Below are 15,503 nucleotides of genomic sequence, written 5' to 3' on the forward strand. Positions count from 1 at the left end.
GCGCCTGTCGCCCTTTTACCGGGCTGCGTGCCCGTAGCCAGATCGCTGCATGGAGAGTTATGAAGCCTCGTTTCAAGGTTTTGCAGTTACAGCCGGACTACAACGTCAAGACCCATGACTTCGCGGACTTGGGTGAGCAAATCGTCAAATCCCTGCCGGCTGAGCGCTTCGAGGTGACCTCCGGATTTCTCAGCGGGCGCCCGCTGCCCGGCCAGCCCCTGAGCGTGGCCGAACACTCGCATTATTTCGAGCTGCCGGAGAAGTCCCTCAAGGGCATTCGCTTTGGCGCCATGTGGCAGATCTACAAGTACTGCCGCGAGCAGAAGTTCGACGTGGTCATCTGTAACCGCTTCAAGTCGGTGAACATGATGCTGTCGCTCAACCGCTGGTTGAAGATCCCGCTGTGCATCGGCATCTCCCACGGCTTTGGCGAGTACGCCCGTGGTTACCGTCGGCGTCAGACCCAGCGCTGGGTCAGCCCGGCGTGGCGCTTTGTCGGTGTGTCCGAAGCGGTCAAGGACTACCTGGTAGATCTCAATTGCGGCTTCACCCGTGAGAACACTACCTACGTCACCAACGCGATCGACATTCCCCAGGCAGAGGCTTTGCAACTGTCCCGCGAGGACGCGCGCAAGGCCCTGGGCCTGCCCATGGATGCACGGATGATCGGCGCACTGGGGCGCCTGGTGCCGATCAAAGGCCATACCCATCTGCTGCAAGCCTTCGCCACGCTCAAGGACAAATACCCTGAGGCGCAGGTGGGCATCATTGGTTCCGGCCGTGCCGAAGCCGACCTGCGCGCCGACATCGAGCGCCTGGGCCTAACCGGCCGTGCGCACTTGCTGGGTTTTCGCGAAGACGGCATGAAGTACGTGCGCGGCTTCGATATCTGGACCATGCCATCGCTGTTCGAAGGCCTGGGCCTGGCCCTGCTGGAAGGCATGAGCGGCCATCTGCCGGTGATTGCCTCCAACGGCCCGGCGATGCTGCCGCTGGTGCAGGGCGCGGGCGGCTTGTCCCACGACCCGGGCAATGTCGAACAATTGGCTGCGGCTCTGGATACATACCTGGCCTTGAGCGATGAACAATTACGCGCCAAGGGTGAAGAGGTGTTCCGCTATCTGGAAGCCAACCACACCCTCGACGAGTTCAAGCACAAGTACCTGACCCTGATTGAAACCGGTTTGCGTGAAGTAGGTAGAGCATGAATCAGCCACAACCCCTGGTCTCGGTGATCATCGCCTCCTACAACCATGGCCAGTACATCGAGCAAAGCATTCTCAGCGTGTTGGGGCAGACCTACCCCAATATCGAGCTGTTGGTGGTCGACGACGGCTCCAAGGATGACAGCGTCGAACGCATCCGGCGTTTGCAGGCCGAGCACGGCTTTGATTTCCAGGTGCAGCAGAACCAAGGGCTCAGCGCCACCTTGAACGGTGCGATTGCTCGCGCCAAGGGCAGCCTGATCGCACCGTTCGGCTCGGATGACATCATGTTGCCGGACCGTCTCGCCACCCAGGTAGCGTATATGGACGGCAAGCCGAAGGTGGGCATGTGTGCCGGCAATATCGAGCTGATCGACGGGGACGGCAACCTGCACCCGGAGAAGAAACAACGTCGCGACGTGCCGTTTCGCCGTCTGGACTTTGACGACCTGTTCCTGGACCGCAAGCCGTTTCCGCCGGCGCCGACCATGCTGATTCGTCGGCAAGTGCTGGAGGAGGTCGGTGGTTTCGATCCGCAGATTCCTCTGGAAGACTTGCTGATCCAGCTGAAGATCACTGCGGCGGGCTATACCATCGACGCCCTTGACGTGGTGATGGCCCAGTATCGCCAGCACGCCAGCAACACGTACAAGAACCACCGCTACATGATCCAGAACATCCTCAAGACCTACGCCAAGTTCAGCGAACACCCGGCCTATGACGCGGTGCGTTACAACTTCCTGAACTCGATGTTCCTCAAGACCGCCGACCGCGACCGCCCGTTGGCGCGGGAGATTCTCAAGCAGATCCCGTTGAAGTTCTGGGGGCGCAAGACCTTGCGTGGGCTGGTGCGGTTGTATCTGGCACCACTCAAAAACTGAACCGCCACCACACCCTGTAGGAGCGAGCTTGCTCGCGAAGAACCTCAACGATAACGCGTGTTTGCTGAATAAACGCGGTGCCGGTGAGTTTTTCGCGAGCAAGCTCGCTCCTACAGAGGGTGTTTACAGGCTCTGGACCTGCTCGCGGATTTTCGCGGTGGCGGCGGGGCTTGCCACCGAGGCGTAACCTTTGACCAGTTGTTCGAAGTGCGTTTCGAACAGCCAGTTGCGGTCCTGGGGATAACGCTGCATGTGGCGCAGGTTACGTTGGCGCAGGGCGTGACGCAGTGAAGACGGGTAGATGCGCAGGTCAGCCACGTCGATCAGGGCGAATTCACCATCGTCCATCAACAACACGTTACCCAAGTGCAGCGAACGGAAGTACACGCCGCGCTCGTGCAGTTGCGCCATGAACCGGCCAAAGCGCTCCACCAGTGATTCACGCAGGCTGCTGTCCAGGCTTTGCAACGCTTGGCGCAACGTCAGGCCGGGCAACGGCGTGTAGCGTACTGCGCTGCTGGCGTCGCTCAGGCGGTAGAGCCCGAGGATGTGCGGCGTAGGAATGCCCAGGGTGCGCAATTGCTCGCTGTTGCTGGCAAAGCGCTCGGAGTACGGGTTGAAGCTGCCGGAGGTGTACCAGCGGCGTGGGCGGAACAGCTTGAGGAAGCTGCCGTCCTCCAGGCGCAGGACTTTGGGCCCCAGGCCATCGGCTTCAATCACATGGGCGTTGCTGCACAGCTGTTCAAGCGCCGCGGGCTTGAGGTTCTGCACCGGCATGCGCAGCAGGCTGCGATGGCGCTGGGCGAGGCTCAGACCGGTGATGATTGCCAGGGGGATCCACAGCAGGAACCAATGCTCCTTGGGCCGTGACAGGATGCCGCCGCCTTCGGTCAGGCCGGCACCGATGCCATAGGCCAGCAGAGACGATGCCAGGATGAACAGCGGCTGGGCGCGTTCCTTCAGGCCTTTGTACAGGCCCCATCCGAGCATGAAAATCCACGGGATAAAGCCGATGATACCGACATAATAAAGTACGCCGAGGGCGAAGCTGTGGGGTTCGCGCAGTTGGTAGTCATTGGCCACCATTAGGTAGAGTTCGGAATCGTAGCTATGCCCGATCCAAGGGTGCTCGGCAATAAGCTGCAATGTCATGGTCCACAGCTGAAAGCGGAACGAGCTGCCGCGTCCAGTGATCAGTTCGGGGAAGAACAGCAGGAGTCCGGCGGCACCCAGGATCATGCCGGTGATAAGCAGTGCCGCGCGTCGGTTGCGGCTGACAAAGCTCATCCAAAGTATGGCCAGCGTCAGCGCCACCAGCGGCGTGCGTGAGCCGGTCGCCAGCACCGCAGCGGTCATGATTGCCAGGGCCGGTACGCTGAACCACAGCACGTTGAGACGCTGGGTGGTCATGCAGACGTACAGCCAGTACACCGTGAAAAAACCGAACAGGTGCGAGCTGAGCAGCGGGTTGTCGAGGGCGCCCAGCCCGCCGATCATGCGCATGCCAGGTTGATAGCCTTTGGCGAACGCCACCAGGTTACCCAGGCTGACCACCAGTGCAATCACCGCAGCGCTGAAGAAGATTGGCTTGAACAATTCGTTACGGTAATGCAGCAGCAGACCGCAGCCACCAAACAGCATGAAGGTGTTCAGCGGTCGCTTGAACAGGTCGGTATCGGAACTGGGTTCAGGGCTCCAGAGCAGGCTGGTCAACGCCCAGGCGGAGAACGCCAGAAACGCAATCGCCAGGGGCTCGCGTAGCAGGTCCTTGAACTCCCGGGGGCGCATGCACAACAGAAACAAGGTCGGTACGCTGAACAGGATGTAGACAATGCGGTGCAGTACATTGCGATTGCCGACAAAGAACAGTGCACTCAGGAGCAGCAACAAGCCAACAGGCAAAATCCATAGGACCAGGAAGTCGAAAACGCGATTTGAGCCATAGGTAAGGCGCTTGGAGTGCATACAGTAAAGCCATTCCAGAAAGAGAAAGCCGACCATCTTAAGCTAGTGGCTAAGTAATGTCGCCGGTAGGATCCAACCGGGCCGCGGCTTACGCCGGGTGCAAGTACAACAGAGAAGCTGTGCTAAAGTCAGCCTCCTTTTTCAAAACGCCGCGTGATATGACCGACTCCAGTCCGAGCGCAAGCCCTTCGAGCTTGAAAATATACTTCCGCCTGCTCAGTTACGTTAAGCCCTATATGGGCTTGTTCGCGTTGAGTATCCTTGGATTTCTGATTTTCGCGTCGACCCAACCGATGCTGGGTTACATCCTCAAGTACTTTGTCGACGGCCTCTCCAACCCGGAAGCTGTGCTGTTCCCGACCGTGCCCTTTTTGCGCGACCTGCAATTGCTGCAGGCGGTGCCGTTGCTGATCATCCTGATCGCGGCCTGGCAAGGCCTGGGGTCGTTCCTGGGCAACTATCTGTTGGCCAAGGTCTCCCTGGGTCTTGTCCACGACTTGCGGGTGCAGCTGTTCAACAACCTGCTGACGCTGCCCAACCGCTACTTCGATAACCACAACTCCGGGCATCTGATTTCCCGCATCACCTTCAACGTGACCATGGTCACGGGGGCCGCGACCGATGCCATCAAGGTGGTGATCCGTGAAGGCATGACGGTAATCTTCCTGTTCGCCTCCTTGCTGTTCATGAACTGGCGCCTCACGTTGGTGATGATCGCGATCCTGCCGTTGATTGCTGTGATGGTCAGTACCGCCAGCAAGAAATTTCGCAAGCAGAGCAAGAAGATCCAGGTGGCCATGGGCGACGTGACCCACGTGGCCTCGGAGACCATCCAGGGCTACCGCGTGGTGCGCAGCTTCGGCGGCGAAGTCTACGAACAGAAGCGCTTTTTCAAGGCCAGCCAGAGCAACACCAACAAGCAATTGCGCATGACCCGCACCGGGGCGATCTACACCCCGGCGCTGCAATTGGTGATCTACTCTGCCATGGCCGTGCTGATGTTTCTGGTGCTGTACCTGCGTGGCGACGCCTCGGCGGGTGATATGGTGGCCTACATCACCCTGGCGGGCTTGTTGCCCAAGCCGATCCGCCAACTCTCGGAAGTCAGCTCGACCATCCAGAAAGGTGTGGCGGGCGCCGAAAGCATCTTCGAACAGTTGGACGAAGACGTTGAGGTCGACCACGGCACTATTGAACGTGACAAGGTCAGCGGTCGCCTGGAAGTGCGCCATCTGAACTTCACCTACCCTGGCACCGAACGCCATGTGCTCAAGGACATCAGTTTTACCGCCGAGCCTGGGCAGATGATTGCGCTGGTGGGGCGTTCGGGCAGTGGCAAGTCGACCCTGGCCAGCCTGATCCCGCGCTTTTACCACCATGAAAGCGGTGAAATCTTGCTCGATGGCATCGAGATCGAAGACTACAAGCTGCTCAACCTGCGCAAGCACATTGCTCAGGTTACCCAGCATGTCACTCTGTTCAGCGATACCGTGACCAACAACATCGCCTACGGCGACCTGGCCGGTGCGCCGCGTGCCGACGTTGAGGCGGCGGCGGCGGATGCCAATGCCAAGGACTTCATCGATCAGTTGCCCAAGGGCTTCGATACTCAGGTGGGCGAGAACGGTGTGTTGTTGTCCGGCGGCCAGCGTCAGCGCTTGGCGATTGCCCGTGCATTGCTCAAGAATGCGCCGTTGCTGATCCTCGATGAGGCCACCTCGGCTCTCGATACCGAGTCCGAGCGGCATATCCAGGCGGCACTCGATAAGGTCATGCAAGGTCGCACGACCCTGGTGATCGCGCACCGTTTGTCCACCATCGAGAAGGCGGACCTGATCTTGGTGATGGACGACGGGCGGATTGTTGAGCGTGGCACCCATGGCGAGTTGTTGGCGCAGAACGGTTACTACGCTCGCCTGCATGCCATGGGCCTGGATGCACCGGTGCAGGCTGATATCACCTGATCCAGCAGGTGTACACAGTGCTGCTGTGGGGGAGGGGGCTTTCTACCTGACACCCCACGATCCAAATGTGGGAGCTGGCTTGCCTGCGATGACGGCCTGCCAGCCGCCCCATATCTACCTGACACCCCACAATCCAACTGTGGGAGCTGGCTTGCCTGCGATGGCGGCCTCCCAGACGACACTTCTCTACCTGATACCCCGCGATCCAACTGTGGGAGCTGGCTTGCCTGCGATAGCGGCCTGACAGCCGACACTTCTCTACCTGCCACCCCGCGATCCAACTGTGGGAGCGGGCTTGCTCGCGAAGGCGGCCTGGCAGGCAACACAGTTGGATGGTGTACATATCCATTCCTGCGGTAACGGCCGCTTAGGGTTCCGCTCTGACAGCCAGCCCTTTCAAGGTCTTTTCGTTTTGGCAGCCTTGATTACCCTGTCCGTTGAAACATGCGCATTCACCGCCTTGCCTTGCACCCATGTCTTGGGTTTAGGCACCTTGGGGCCGCGGGGGCTTTTCGCAACTTGTTTGGGTTGGATGTTTCTGGCCAGCTCCAACAAACGCTGGGCCAACTTTTCCACAGGGATGGCGGGAAGATATTCCGAGGGCAGTGCAATCTGCATTCCCTCATAACCACTCCTGACCTGGACCGCCAAGTGATAGATCGAGGCTTCCCAGCCATCAGGCTGGGTCTCCCGATGGGCTTGCTCCACGCTTCGCTTGAGTACGGCCAGGACGTTGTAGGCCAACACTGCCGTAGTGAACCCGAGCAAGGCGGCCTTTGGGCTGCCGAGAGTTTCGATTTCACTTTCCAGGATCGCTTCCAGTCGCTGGAACATACCTTCAATGCTCCAGCGGCGGCGATAGAGTTGCGCGATCTGCTCAGCGCTGACGCTTTCAGGCAGGTTGCTCCAGAACATCAAGCTGCTGTCACCCGAGTCTGTTGGCGAATGAAGCGTCAGTTCGACGCGCCGACATTGGTAACCGCCTCTGACCTGGATGATCTGCTCACGCACAGAGCCTGTTTCCACAGGCACGGGTTCTTGCCACTCACCCTCTTGAATCAGGCGTGGATGTTTGGCTTGCTGGCGAATGACAAAGGACGTCTGGACCTGCTCACAAGCTTCCATTACCGGAAGCGTGCAGTAGAGTCGGTCAGCCAGCCACACCTGGCCAGGTTCAGCATTAGCCAACAGAGGCAACACGCAAACACGCTCGCTGGCGTAGGCATCCTCACATGCCTGAAGGTCGATGACCTGATCGAGATCGGGATCGTAGACCACTACCGAAAAACCGGGACGAGCCGCACCTCGCTCCTGGCGTAAAGCCCCCAGACGCTTCTCAGTGGATGCCAGGTGATTGCCGTCTACCACGCGAACCTGCCAGTCCGGCAGCATCGTCGTGCAGCCCAGTTCTTTGATGGTTGGAGTCAGTCGTTGCGCACTACCGGTGACCAGAGCGCGCAATAGCGCGGGTTCAGTACGACTGATCTTGTCGTAAAGCGCCGCCAAGCTGACAGGGAGATCTTCCAGTTGCCGCGCGGCGGCGTGCAGGGATGGCTTCAAACCCAATGAAACAAGGGACATCAGCTTGATTATGGTCGAGAACAGTAGTTCACGAGAATACTGCCGTTGCCGATGTTCTTCGAAGACCTGATCGACCCACTCAGGGGCAATAGCTTGTTCCAGCGCCAATTTGGCCATGACGCTGGCAGGTGCTTTTTTCTCGAAACGCGCTAGAACATCGGCCCACATCGTTTGGGATCCCTGAATGAAATTTCAGGGGATTTTACCGAAGACCTTGAAAGGGATGGCTCTGACAGCGGGTCACTTTTGGAAAAGAGCCCCAAAAGTAACCAAAAGGGCTCTTGCCCCACCACTCGGCACCTCGCCTAGGCTCGGTGTGCCCGTAATCCGCCAGTGATTTGGGGGGCCGCCGCCACGCGCCATCCATGGCGCGGGGCGGCTAAACCGGCATCCCTGCCGGTTTACCCCCCAAATCCCTGTCGAATTCCGGCCAGCGTGGTTTAACGGGGCGCTTAAGATCAAGATCAAAAGCAGATCAAGATCAAGAGCGGCTCGCTTCGCATCGTGGAGTGGGTGGTCGGGCGCGGTCAACTGTGGGAGCGTGGATTCGGCATCGCGCCAGTCGCAAGCCATCGCAAACCCTGTGCTAATATCGCGCCCCTGTTCATTTTGTATGTGGGTTGCTCCATGAAGTTGTCCATGCCGCGATTCAATCAAGCCGCTGTCTTGGTGGTCGGCGATGTCATGCTCGACCGTTACTGGCATGGTGGTACCTCACGGATTTCCCCTGAGGCTCCGGTGCCGGTCGTCAAGGTCGAGCAAATCGAAGACCGCCCAGGTGGCGCTGCCAACGTCGCGCTCAATATTGCCGCGCTCGGCGCCCCGGCTTCCCTGGTGGGGGTGACCGGTGACGACGAAGCGGCCGAAAGTCTGGCCAACAGCCTGCAGGGCGCTGGCGTGCGTGCGTTGTTCCAGCGCATTGCCCATCAGCCGACCATCGTCAAGCTGCGGGTCATGAGCCGTCACCAGCAGTTGCTGCGTATCGATTTTGAAGAACCCTTCGCCACCGACGCCCTGGCCCTCGGCGACCAGGTCGAGGCACTGCTCGAAGGTATCAAGGTGCTGGTGTTGTCCGACTACGGCAAAGGCGCCTTGCAGAATCACCAGGTGTTGATCCAGGCCGCCAAGGCTCGCAACATTCCGGTGCTGGCCGATCCCAAGGGCAAGGACTTCTCGGTTTACCGAGGCGCCAGCCTGCTCACGCCAAACCTCAGCGAGTTCGAGACCATCGTCGGCGGGTGTGCCGATGAGCACGAGTTGGTGAGCAAGGGCGCGGCGCTAATGGCGGATCTCGACCTGGGCGCCTTGCTGGTGACCCGTGGCGAGCACGGCATGACCCTGTTGCGTCCGGGCCACCCGGCCATGCACCTGCCGGCGCGCGCCCGTGAAGTGTTTGACGTCACCGGTGCCGGTGACACGGTGATTTCCACCCTGGCAGCTTCCATTGCCGCCGGTGAGGAACTGCCCCACGCCGTGGCCCTGGCCAACCTGGCGGCGGGCATTGTGGTGGGCAAGCTGGGTACCGCTGCCATCAGCGCTCCTGAGTTGCGCCGCGCCATCCAGCGTTCCGAAGGCTCGGAGCGCGGTGTGCTGGGCCTGGAGCAATTGCTGCTGGCGATTGACGATGCCCGGGCTCACAACGAAAGCATTGTGTTCACCAACGGCTGCTTTGACATCCTGCACGCCGGGCATGTGACGTACCTGGAACAGGCCAGCGCCCAAGGTGACCGCCTGATCGTTGCGGTCAACGATGACGCGTCGGTCAGCCGCTTGAAAGGCCCGGGCCGCCCGATCAACAGTGTTGACCGGCGCATGGCGGTACTCGCAGGTCTGGGCGCGGTGGACTGGGTGATCAGCTTCTCTGAAGGCACCCCGGAAAACCTGCTGGCCCAGGTCAAGCCCGACGTGCTGGTCAAGGGCGGTGACTACAGCGTCGACCAGGTGGTCGGTGCGGACATCGTCAGCGCCTACGGCGGTACGGTCAAAGTGCTGGGGCTGGTTGAAAACAGCTCGACCACGGCGATTGTCGAGAAGATCCGCAACAACGAGTGATACCCCGTGGGGCGAGCCTGCTCGCCCCTAGCTTTTCTTCGGCACGATCTTGCGCAGCATCTGCCGTGCCTTGCCGGTCAAGCGCTTGAGCTTGGAGTCTTTTTCCGGTTCTGCCAGGCCCTGCTGCCTGAGCCAGTCCTTCCAACGAATGCGCTCATCGCGCACCAGCCAGCCCTCTTGCTGGGCAAAGCTTTCCGCCAGGTACAAGCCGCGTGTGCTGGCCGGGTACAGCTGATCCTTCTTGACGGTATACAACTCTGCCAGTGGCTCGCCGTCTTTGAGCGGCATCAAGTACAGGTCCGGGCGCTGACGATCCAGGCGCGCCACCAGTTGGTCACCCTCCAAACGCTCATCCACATGAAACAAACTGAGGGACTTGGCTTCCTTCGGCACTTCCAGGCGCAGGTCATAAATCAATTGCAGCGAGGCGGTCGGCAGGTGCACGTAGGCCCGTGGGCGCTCGATCAGTTGCATGGTGGCGCAGCGCACCGGGCGCGCGGCGCCGGACAAAGGGCTGAGGCGAAACGGCAGGGCCTCGCGGTAATGCAGGGCAGCGGAGTAGGGCGCCGGCAGCCAGGTGTCGTTGAAGCGCCCGCCCAGCCAGCCTTCGGGGGTTTCGAGCAGGCACTCCTCGGCGATTTCCTGGATGGCGGTGTGCAACGGCAGGTTCAGTTCATGGGCCGGGACGTAGCCGGAGATCAGCTTGAGCACAACGTCGCCACGGTCCTGGCGGCGTTGGCGCACCAGCACCCAGTAGTCCTTGTTTTGCCAGTGCAGGGTCAAGCGTACCGAGACGCCGAGGTTCGCCAGTTCCAGGGCGAAGCGTTCGGCATCTGGTACCTCGACCGGCTTGCGCCGTTGCAGGGTCTGGGCGAAGTTGAGCGGCATGCCGACGCTCTGGTAGCTCAGGCCTTCGGGGGTGGCTTCGACGTGCAGCGGCAGTGTCTTGAAGTTGCTGGGGTTCTTTCTTATGAGCGTTCGCGGCATGTCGGCTCCTTCTTGCGACGGGGTCGGCCGCGTGGGCGGCATCAGAGTTGACGAATGACCCGGGCAGCAGTTGCTACGTTATGGGCCAGGTGCAGCGGATTAATGGTCCCGACAATAGCACTGGCGACGCCCGTTTGCGCAAACAACAAGGTGAAACTGGCCTGAATTGGATCCATTCCCGGTTCCAGGCACACATGGCCGCTGGCCAGGGCCTTTTTCACCAGGATGCCCTTGCCGTGGGCGGCGGCATAGTCGATCACGGCCTTCTCGGCCTGTTCGTTGAGGTTGTAGGTGACCATCGCGCAATCGCCCTGTTCCAGTGCTTTCACACCGCCCTCGACGGTTTTGCCGGAGAAGCCGAAACCACGGATCTTGCCGTCTTTCTTCAACTGCTCCAGGGTCTGGTAAACCTCGCAATCATTGAGGATATGCAAGTCGTTGCCATCGGAATGCACCAGCACCAGGTCGATAAAATCCGTTTCAAGTCGTTTCAGGCTGCGTTCAATCGACATCCGCGTGTGGGCCGCGCTGAAATCGTGATGGGACACGCCGTTGGCAAACTCTTCGCCCACCTTGCTGACGATCACCCAGTCCTTGCGCTGATCACGCAGCAGTGGCCCCAGGCGCTCTTCGCTCATGCCATAGGCCGGCGCGGTGTCGATCAGGTTGATGCCCAGCTCGCGGGCCTGGCGCAACAGCATGCGCGCCTCGTCGTCGCCAGGGATCTGAAAGCCGCTGGGGTATTTAACTCCTTGGTCGCGGCCCAACTTGACGGTGCCCAGGCCCAGGGGCGACACCAGCAGGCCGGTGCTGCCCAGCGGGCGATGCAGGTCGTGCAGGGTTGGCAGGCTCATGGCAACAGTTGCTCCCAGGCGGGTTGGCCGATTGCCGGTTTTGGCAGCTCGGGCAGAGGGGCGCTGGCGCTTGGGCGGATGCCGTCGCGCTCCAGGGCGTGGAGTACGCGGTCGGCGAAGTCCGGCGCCAGGGCCAGTTTGGTCGGCCAGCCCACCAGCAGGCGGCCATCTTCGGCAAGGAACGCGTTATCGGGACGGCTCAGCCCCGATTGCAGCGGCTCGGCGCGATCCACCCGCAGGGTGGCCCACTGGGTCTGGCTCATGTCGATCCAGGGCAGCAGTTGCGCCAGCTCTTTCTGCGCGGTGGCGATCTGTTCTTCAGGCGTACGTGCCACGCCGTCAGCCTCGGCGATATCGCCGCCCATGTACCACACCCAGTTGCCGTCGGCGGCCGGGTGGGTGGTCACGGTGATCCGTGGCTTGGTGCCACCCCCCAGGCAATGGGCGTACAGCGGCTTGAGGCCGGGGCCCTTGGCGATGATCATGTGCAGCGGGCGTTTTTGCATGGCCGGCAGGCTCAGGCCCAGGGCCGCGAGCAAATCCGCTGTGCCGCCGCCAGCGCTCAAGACGATGCGCTGGGCGCGGATCTCACGGCCATCGACCTTCAAGCCCACCAGGGTGTCACCTTCCAGCAGCGGTTCGATGTGCACACCTGCGAGCAGACCGTCACCGGCCAATTGCGCCAGGCGGTTGATCAGGCTGGGCACGTCTACCACCAGCTCGGCCAGGCGATAGACCTTGCCTTTGAAGCGAGGGTTCTGCAGCGCCAGGGGCAGTTCGTCGCCCTTGACCTGATCGACGCGGCCACGCACGGCCTTGCTGGCGAAAAAACTGGTGAGGTTGCCGGCAATCGTGCCGGGCGACCACAAGTAGTGCGCCTGGGACAGCACGCGCACGCCGGACAGGTCCAGCTCGCCGTTGCCGGCCAGGGCGTCACGCCAGCGGCGCGGCATATCGGCAATGGCTTCGGAGGCGCCGGTGAGGGCGCCGTGCAGGGCGTATTTCGCACCGCCGTGAATGATGCCCTGGGACTTCAGGCTTTGCCCGCCGCCCAGGGTGGCGCTTTCCACCAGTACCGTGGAAAACCCCTGGCTGCGCAGGCGCGCATTGAGCCAGAGGCCGGCAACCCCGGCGCCGACAATCAGAACGTCGGTGGAAATAACGGATGGCATCGGCGACCTCAGTGTTCAAGACAAGAGGCGCAGTATACAGGCTGTTGAGTGGCGGTCAGTGCCCGGCGGTTTTCGAGAACAGCTGAATCACCACCACGCCCAGCACAATCAGGCCCATCCCCAGCATCGCCGGCACATCCAGCTTCTGCCCGTAGATGAACAGCGCCGCGATGCTGACCATCACGATGCCCAACCCAGCCCATACCGCGTACGCCACACCGACCGGCACGGTACGCACCACCAGGGTCAGCATCCAGAACGCCACGCCGTAACCGACGATCACCAGCAACAACGGAATAGGGGTGCTCCAGCCTTTGATGGCTTTCATGGAAACGGTGGCGATCACTTCCGAGCAGATGGCGATGGCCAAGTAGTAGTAGGCGGCATTCATAGGGCAATCCTCGGTGTGATTTCATGAACTGTAGGAGCGAGCTTGCTCGCGAAAAACGTCAACGATAACCCGCGCTTTCTGAATGCACGCGGCGCCTGGGAGTTTTTCGCGAGCAAGCTCGCTCCTACAGTGGTCGGCATTTTAGACGTCTGCCAGATGGGGTAAAGTCATTACCTATCTGGAATAGAGATAGGTTGAACCATGAGCGTGCAATGGGATCTGGAGCAAATGCGCCTGTTTGTCAGCGTCGCCGAACAGCGTTCGTTTTCTGCTGTGGCCCGTGGGCAGCGCAAGGCGCAATCGGCGGTCAGCAATGGTATTGCCATGCTGGAGGCCGACCTGGGCGTTGTCCTATTCGAACGTAGCAGCGGCCGGCAACCGCGCCTCACCGAAGCCGGCAGTGTGTTGCTGGAGGAAGCGCGTGAGGTACTGCGCCAGTGCGAACGCCTGACGGGGCGGGCCTTGTCGTTGACCCGCGGCGAGGAAGCCTGCCTGCGCCTGGCCCAGGATGAGGCGATGTTGTTCCAGCCAGTACTCGATAGCCTGGAGGCGCTGGCTGTGCACTACCCGTTGCTGGAGGTGCAGTTGTCCAGCGCGGCCCAGGGCGATGTGGCGCGCAAGTTGGTGGAGCGCAAGGCAGACCTGGGGCTGTTGTTCTATCACGACCAGATTCCCGAAGCCCTGGAGCGTCGGGTGGTGGGCAGTGTGGAAATGGTCACGGTATGCGGTGTTAACCACCCGTTGGCCAAGGAGCAGTACGTAACGTGCCAGCACCTGGCCCAGTTTCGGCAGTTGCTGATGTCGACCCAGACCAGCGTCTACCCCGGCAGCGAGGCGGCCAGCCCCCTGGTGTGGCGCGCCGACAGCTTCTACGTATTGGCCGAATGGCTGATGAGTGGCCTGGGCTGGGCCTGGTTGCCTCGGCACATCGTGCAATACCCGACCTACCAGCAACAGATGGTCGAATTGGCCAGCGAATGGACCCCGCCCGCCCTGGTGGTGGAACTGGTGTGGCGCCGCGACGAGCACCTGGGGCCCGCCGCGCGCTTTTTGGCTAAACGTTTTGCCGAGTGCTTGCAGGCGATCGACTGAAAAAGCCGATAAACTCCGCCGCCATGAATAGAACTCTCTACAGCTGTCTGTTTTACCTGGCGCTGCCGTTGGTGGCTTTACGCTTGTGGTTGCGTGCGCGCAAAGCGCCGGCCTATGCCAAGCGGGTGGGCGAGCGGTTTTCCTATGGCTTGCCGGTGATGCGGCCCGGCGGGATCTGGGTGCACGCGGTGTCGGTGGGCGAAAGCATTGCCGCCGCTCCGATGATTCGCGGCTTGTTGGAGCGTTATCCACAGCTGCCGATCACCGTCACCTGCATGACGCCCACCGGTTCCGAGCGTATCCAGGCGTTGTTCGCCAACGAATCGCGCATCCAACACTGCTACTTGCCGTACGACTTGCCCTGCGCCGCCAAGCGTTTTCTCGACCGCGTGCAGCCCACGCTGGCGGTGATCATGGAAACCGAGCTGTGGCCCAACCATATCCATGCCTGCGCCCAGCGCGGTATCCCGGTGGCGCTGGCCAATGCACGGTTGTCGGCGCGTTCGGCCAAGGGGTACGCGCGATTTGCCAAGCTGACGGCACCGATGCTGGCAGAAATGAGCTTGTTCGCCGTACAGACCGAGACTGAGGCCGAACGTTTCCGCAGCCTGGGCGCACGCCCTGAAACCGTGGAAGTGACCGGCTCGATCAAGTTCGACCTGAGCATCGACCCCCAGCTAACGGCTCGCGCCGCCGCCCTGCGTGAACAATGGGGCGCCAGCGAGCGTCCGGTCTGGATCGCCGCCAGTACCCACGAAGGTGAAGACGAGGTGGTGCTGGCAGCCCATCGCCAGTTGTTGGCGAACTACCCCAATGCCCTGCTGATTCTGGTGCCCCGTCATCAGGAGCGCTTTGGCCCGACGTTTGAGCGCTGTGTGCAGCAAGGCTTTGCCACCGTGCGTCGCTCCAGTGGTGAGCCGGTCACCGGGCAAACCTCGGTGTTGCTTGGCGACACCATGGGCGAATTGCTGTTTCTCTACGCCCTGGCCGACAGCGCATTCGTCGGCGGCAGCCTGGTGCCGACCGGCGGGCACAACCCGCTGGAACCGGCGGCGTTGGGTAAGCCGGTGATCATGGGCCCGCATGTCTTCAACTTCCTCGACATCACCGCGATGATGCGCGACGCCGGAGCGTTGCGCGAGGTGGACGATGCCGATGGGCTGGCCGAAGCGGTGCGACAGTTGTTTGAGTTGCCCCAGGACGCACGCAGGATGGCGCAGGCGGGGCTCAAGGTGATGCAGGCCAACCAGGGCGCGTTAAAGCGGTTGTTGGATGGTTTGGACAGACTGATCAATTGCTGACAACACCAACCCAATGTGGGAGCTGGCTTGCCTGCGATAGCATCACCTCGGTGTACCA

The 15,503-nt window shown here is 61.2% G+C and carries 12 protein-coding genes; 6 read left to right on the forward strand and 6 right to left on the reverse strand.

The genetic code is table 11. From position 1 onward, the window contains the following. Positions 1 to 59 precede the first annotated feature (59 nt). Both ACWHXD_RS02350 and ACWHXD_RS02355 read left to right on the forward strand, forming a co-directional pair. On the forward strand, positions 60 to 1,208 hold the full coding sequence (locus tag ACWHXD_RS02350; protein ID WP_014716637.1) for a glycosyltransferase family 4 protein: 1,149 nt from the start codon (positions 60 to 62) through the stop codon (positions 1,206 to 1,208). Further along, the gene (locus ACWHXD_RS02355) at positions 1,205 to 2,086 is read left to right on the forward strand and encodes a glycosyltransferase (RefSeq protein WP_138761694.1); all 882 of its coding nucleotides are present in this window, start codon (positions 1,205 to 1,207) and stop codon (positions 2,084 to 2,086) included. The genes ACWHXD_RS02350 and ACWHXD_RS02355 overlap by 4 nt, the downstream gene beginning before the upstream one ends. Positions 2,087 to 2,209: 123 nt before the next feature. Here ACWHXD_RS02355 and ACWHXD_RS02360 read toward each other — a convergent pair whose 3' ends face one another. Then, the gene (locus ACWHXD_RS02360; RefSeq protein WP_138761693.1) at positions 2,210 to 4,051 is read right to left on the reverse strand and encodes an O-antigen ligase family protein; all 1,842 of its coding nucleotides are present in this window, start codon (positions 4,049 to 4,051) and stop codon (positions 2,210 to 2,212) included. Between the two features lie 158 nt (positions 4,052 to 4,209). On the opposite strand from ACWHXD_RS02360, the gene msbA reads away from it, so the two are divergent. Further along, complete coding sequence (msbA, locus tag ACWHXD_RS02365) at positions 4,210 to 6,015, forward strand: lipid A export permease/ATP-binding protein MsbA (protein WP_138761692.1); 1,806 nt, start codon at positions 4,210 to 4,212, stop codon at positions 6,013 to 6,015. A gap of 396 nt (positions 6,016 to 6,411) precedes the next feature. On the opposite strand, the gene ACWHXD_RS02370 is transcribed toward msbA, so the two are convergent. Beyond that, positions 6,412 to 7,713 (reverse strand): IS4 family transposase, encoded by a 1,302-nt coding sequence (locus tag ACWHXD_RS02370; RefSeq protein ID WP_098952559.1) that lies wholly within the window; start codon positions 7,711 to 7,713, stop codon positions 6,412 to 6,414. A 510-nt stretch (positions 7,714 to 8,223) separates the two neighbouring features. Here ACWHXD_RS02370 and hldE point away from each other — a divergent pair. Continuing rightward, a complete protein-coding gene (gene hldE, locus ACWHXD_RS02375; RefSeq protein WP_038448616.1) occupies positions 8,224 to 9,648 on the forward strand; it encodes a bifunctional D-glycero-beta-D-manno-heptose-7-phosphate kinase/D-glycero-beta-D-manno-heptose 1-phosphate adenylyltransferase HldE in 1,425 nt (474 codons plus the stop codon). 27 nt (positions 9,649 to 9,675) lie between these two features. Here the strand turns inward: hldE and ACWHXD_RS02380 are convergent, their stop codons facing one another. The 4 genes from ACWHXD_RS02380 to ACWHXD_RS02395 are packed head-to-tail and all read right to left on the reverse strand — an operon-like array spanning position 9,676 to position 13,052. Next, a complete protein-coding gene (locus ACWHXD_RS02380; protein WP_003188010.1) occupies positions 9,676 to 10,635 on the reverse strand; it encodes a hypothetical protein in 960 nt (319 codons plus the stop codon). A gap of 41 nt (positions 10,636 to 10,676) precedes the next feature. Continuing rightward, positions 10,677 to 11,489 (reverse strand): aldo/keto reductase, encoded by an 813-nt coding sequence (locus tag ACWHXD_RS02385; protein ID WP_032893881.1) that lies wholly within the window; start codon positions 11,487 to 11,489, stop codon positions 10,677 to 10,679. Beyond that, positions 11,486 to 12,661, reverse strand: a complete 1,176-nt coding sequence (locus ACWHXD_RS02390; protein ID WP_138763113.1) for an NAD(P)/FAD-dependent oxidoreductase — start codon at positions 12,659 to 12,661, stop codon at positions 11,486 to 11,488. Before ACWHXD_RS02390 ends, ACWHXD_RS02385 begins: the two co-directional genes overlap by 4 nt. A 55-nt stretch (positions 12,662 to 12,716) precedes the next feature. Beyond that, complete coding sequence (locus ACWHXD_RS02395; RefSeq protein ID WP_098949738.1) at positions 12,717 to 13,052, reverse strand: DMT family transporter; 336 nt, start codon at positions 13,050 to 13,052, stop codon at positions 12,717 to 12,719. A 201-nt stretch (positions 13,053 to 13,253) separates the two neighbouring features. Between ACWHXD_RS02395 and ACWHXD_RS02400 the strand changes: the two genes are divergently transcribed. After that, positions 13,254 to 14,144 carry a LysR family transcriptional regulator gene (locus ACWHXD_RS02400; RefSeq protein WP_098949737.1) on the forward strand — a complete coding sequence of 297 codons (891 nt, stop codon included), beginning with the start codon at positions 13,254 to 13,256 and terminating at the stop codon, positions 14,142 to 14,144. Positions 14,145 to 14,167: 23 nt separating this feature from the next. Continuing rightward, positions 14,168 to 15,445 (forward strand): lipid IV(A) 3-deoxy-D-manno-octulosonic acid transferase, encoded by a 1,278-nt coding sequence (gene waaA, locus ACWHXD_RS02405; protein WP_138763114.1) that lies wholly within the window; start codon positions 14,168 to 14,170, stop codon positions 15,443 to 15,445. The last annotated feature ends 58 nt before the right edge of the window (positions 15,446 to 15,503 follow it).

This window comes from Pseudomonas fjordensis, from assembly GCF_976987115.1.

Excerpts from the sequence above, each read along its gene's own strand:
- ACWHXD_RS02350 (WP_014716637.1), top strand. The coding sequence starts at position 60 with ATGAAGCCTCGTTTCAAGGTTTTGCAGTTACAGCCGGACTACAACGTC.
- ACWHXD_RS02355 (WP_138761694.1), top strand. The coding sequence starts at position 1,205 with ATGAATCAGCCACAACCCCTGGTCTCGGTGATCATCGCCTCCTACAAC.
- ACWHXD_RS02360 (WP_138761693.1), bottom strand. The coding sequence starts at position 4,051 with ATGCACTCCAAGCGCCTTACCTATGGCTCAAATCGCGTTTTCGACTTC.
- msbA (WP_138761692.1), top strand. The coding sequence starts at position 4,210 with ATGACCGACTCCAGTCCGAGCGCAAGCCCTTCGAGCTTGAAAATATAC.
- ACWHXD_RS02370 (WP_098952559.1), bottom strand. The coding sequence starts at position 7,713 with ATGGCCAAATTGGCGCTGGAACAAGCTATTGCCCCTGAGTGGGTCGAT.
- hldE (WP_038448616.1), top strand. The coding sequence starts at position 8,224 with ATGAAGTTGTCCATGCCGCGATTCAATCAAGCCGCTGTCTTGGTGGTC.
- ACWHXD_RS02380 (WP_003188010.1), bottom strand. The coding sequence starts at position 10,635 with ATGCCGCGAACGCTCATAAGAAAGAACCCCAGCAACTTCAAGACACTG.
- ACWHXD_RS02385 (WP_032893881.1), bottom strand. The coding sequence starts at position 11,489 with ATGAGCCTGCCAACCCTGCACGACCTGCATCGCCCGCTGGGCAGCACC.
- ACWHXD_RS02390 (WP_138763113.1), bottom strand. The coding sequence starts at position 12,661 with ATGCCATCCGTTATTTCCACCGACGTTCTGATTGTCGGCGCCGGGGTT.
- ACWHXD_RS02395 (WP_098949738.1), bottom strand. The coding sequence starts at position 13,052 with ATGAATGCCGCCTACTACTACTTGGCCATCGCCATCTGCTCGGAAGTG.
- ACWHXD_RS02400 (WP_098949737.1), top strand. The coding sequence starts at position 13,254 with ATGAGCGTGCAATGGGATCTGGAGCAAATGCGCCTGTTTGTCAGCGTC.
- waaA (WP_138763114.1), top strand. The coding sequence starts at position 14,168 with ATGAATAGAACTCTCTACAGCTGTCTGTTTTACCTGGCGCTGCCGTTG.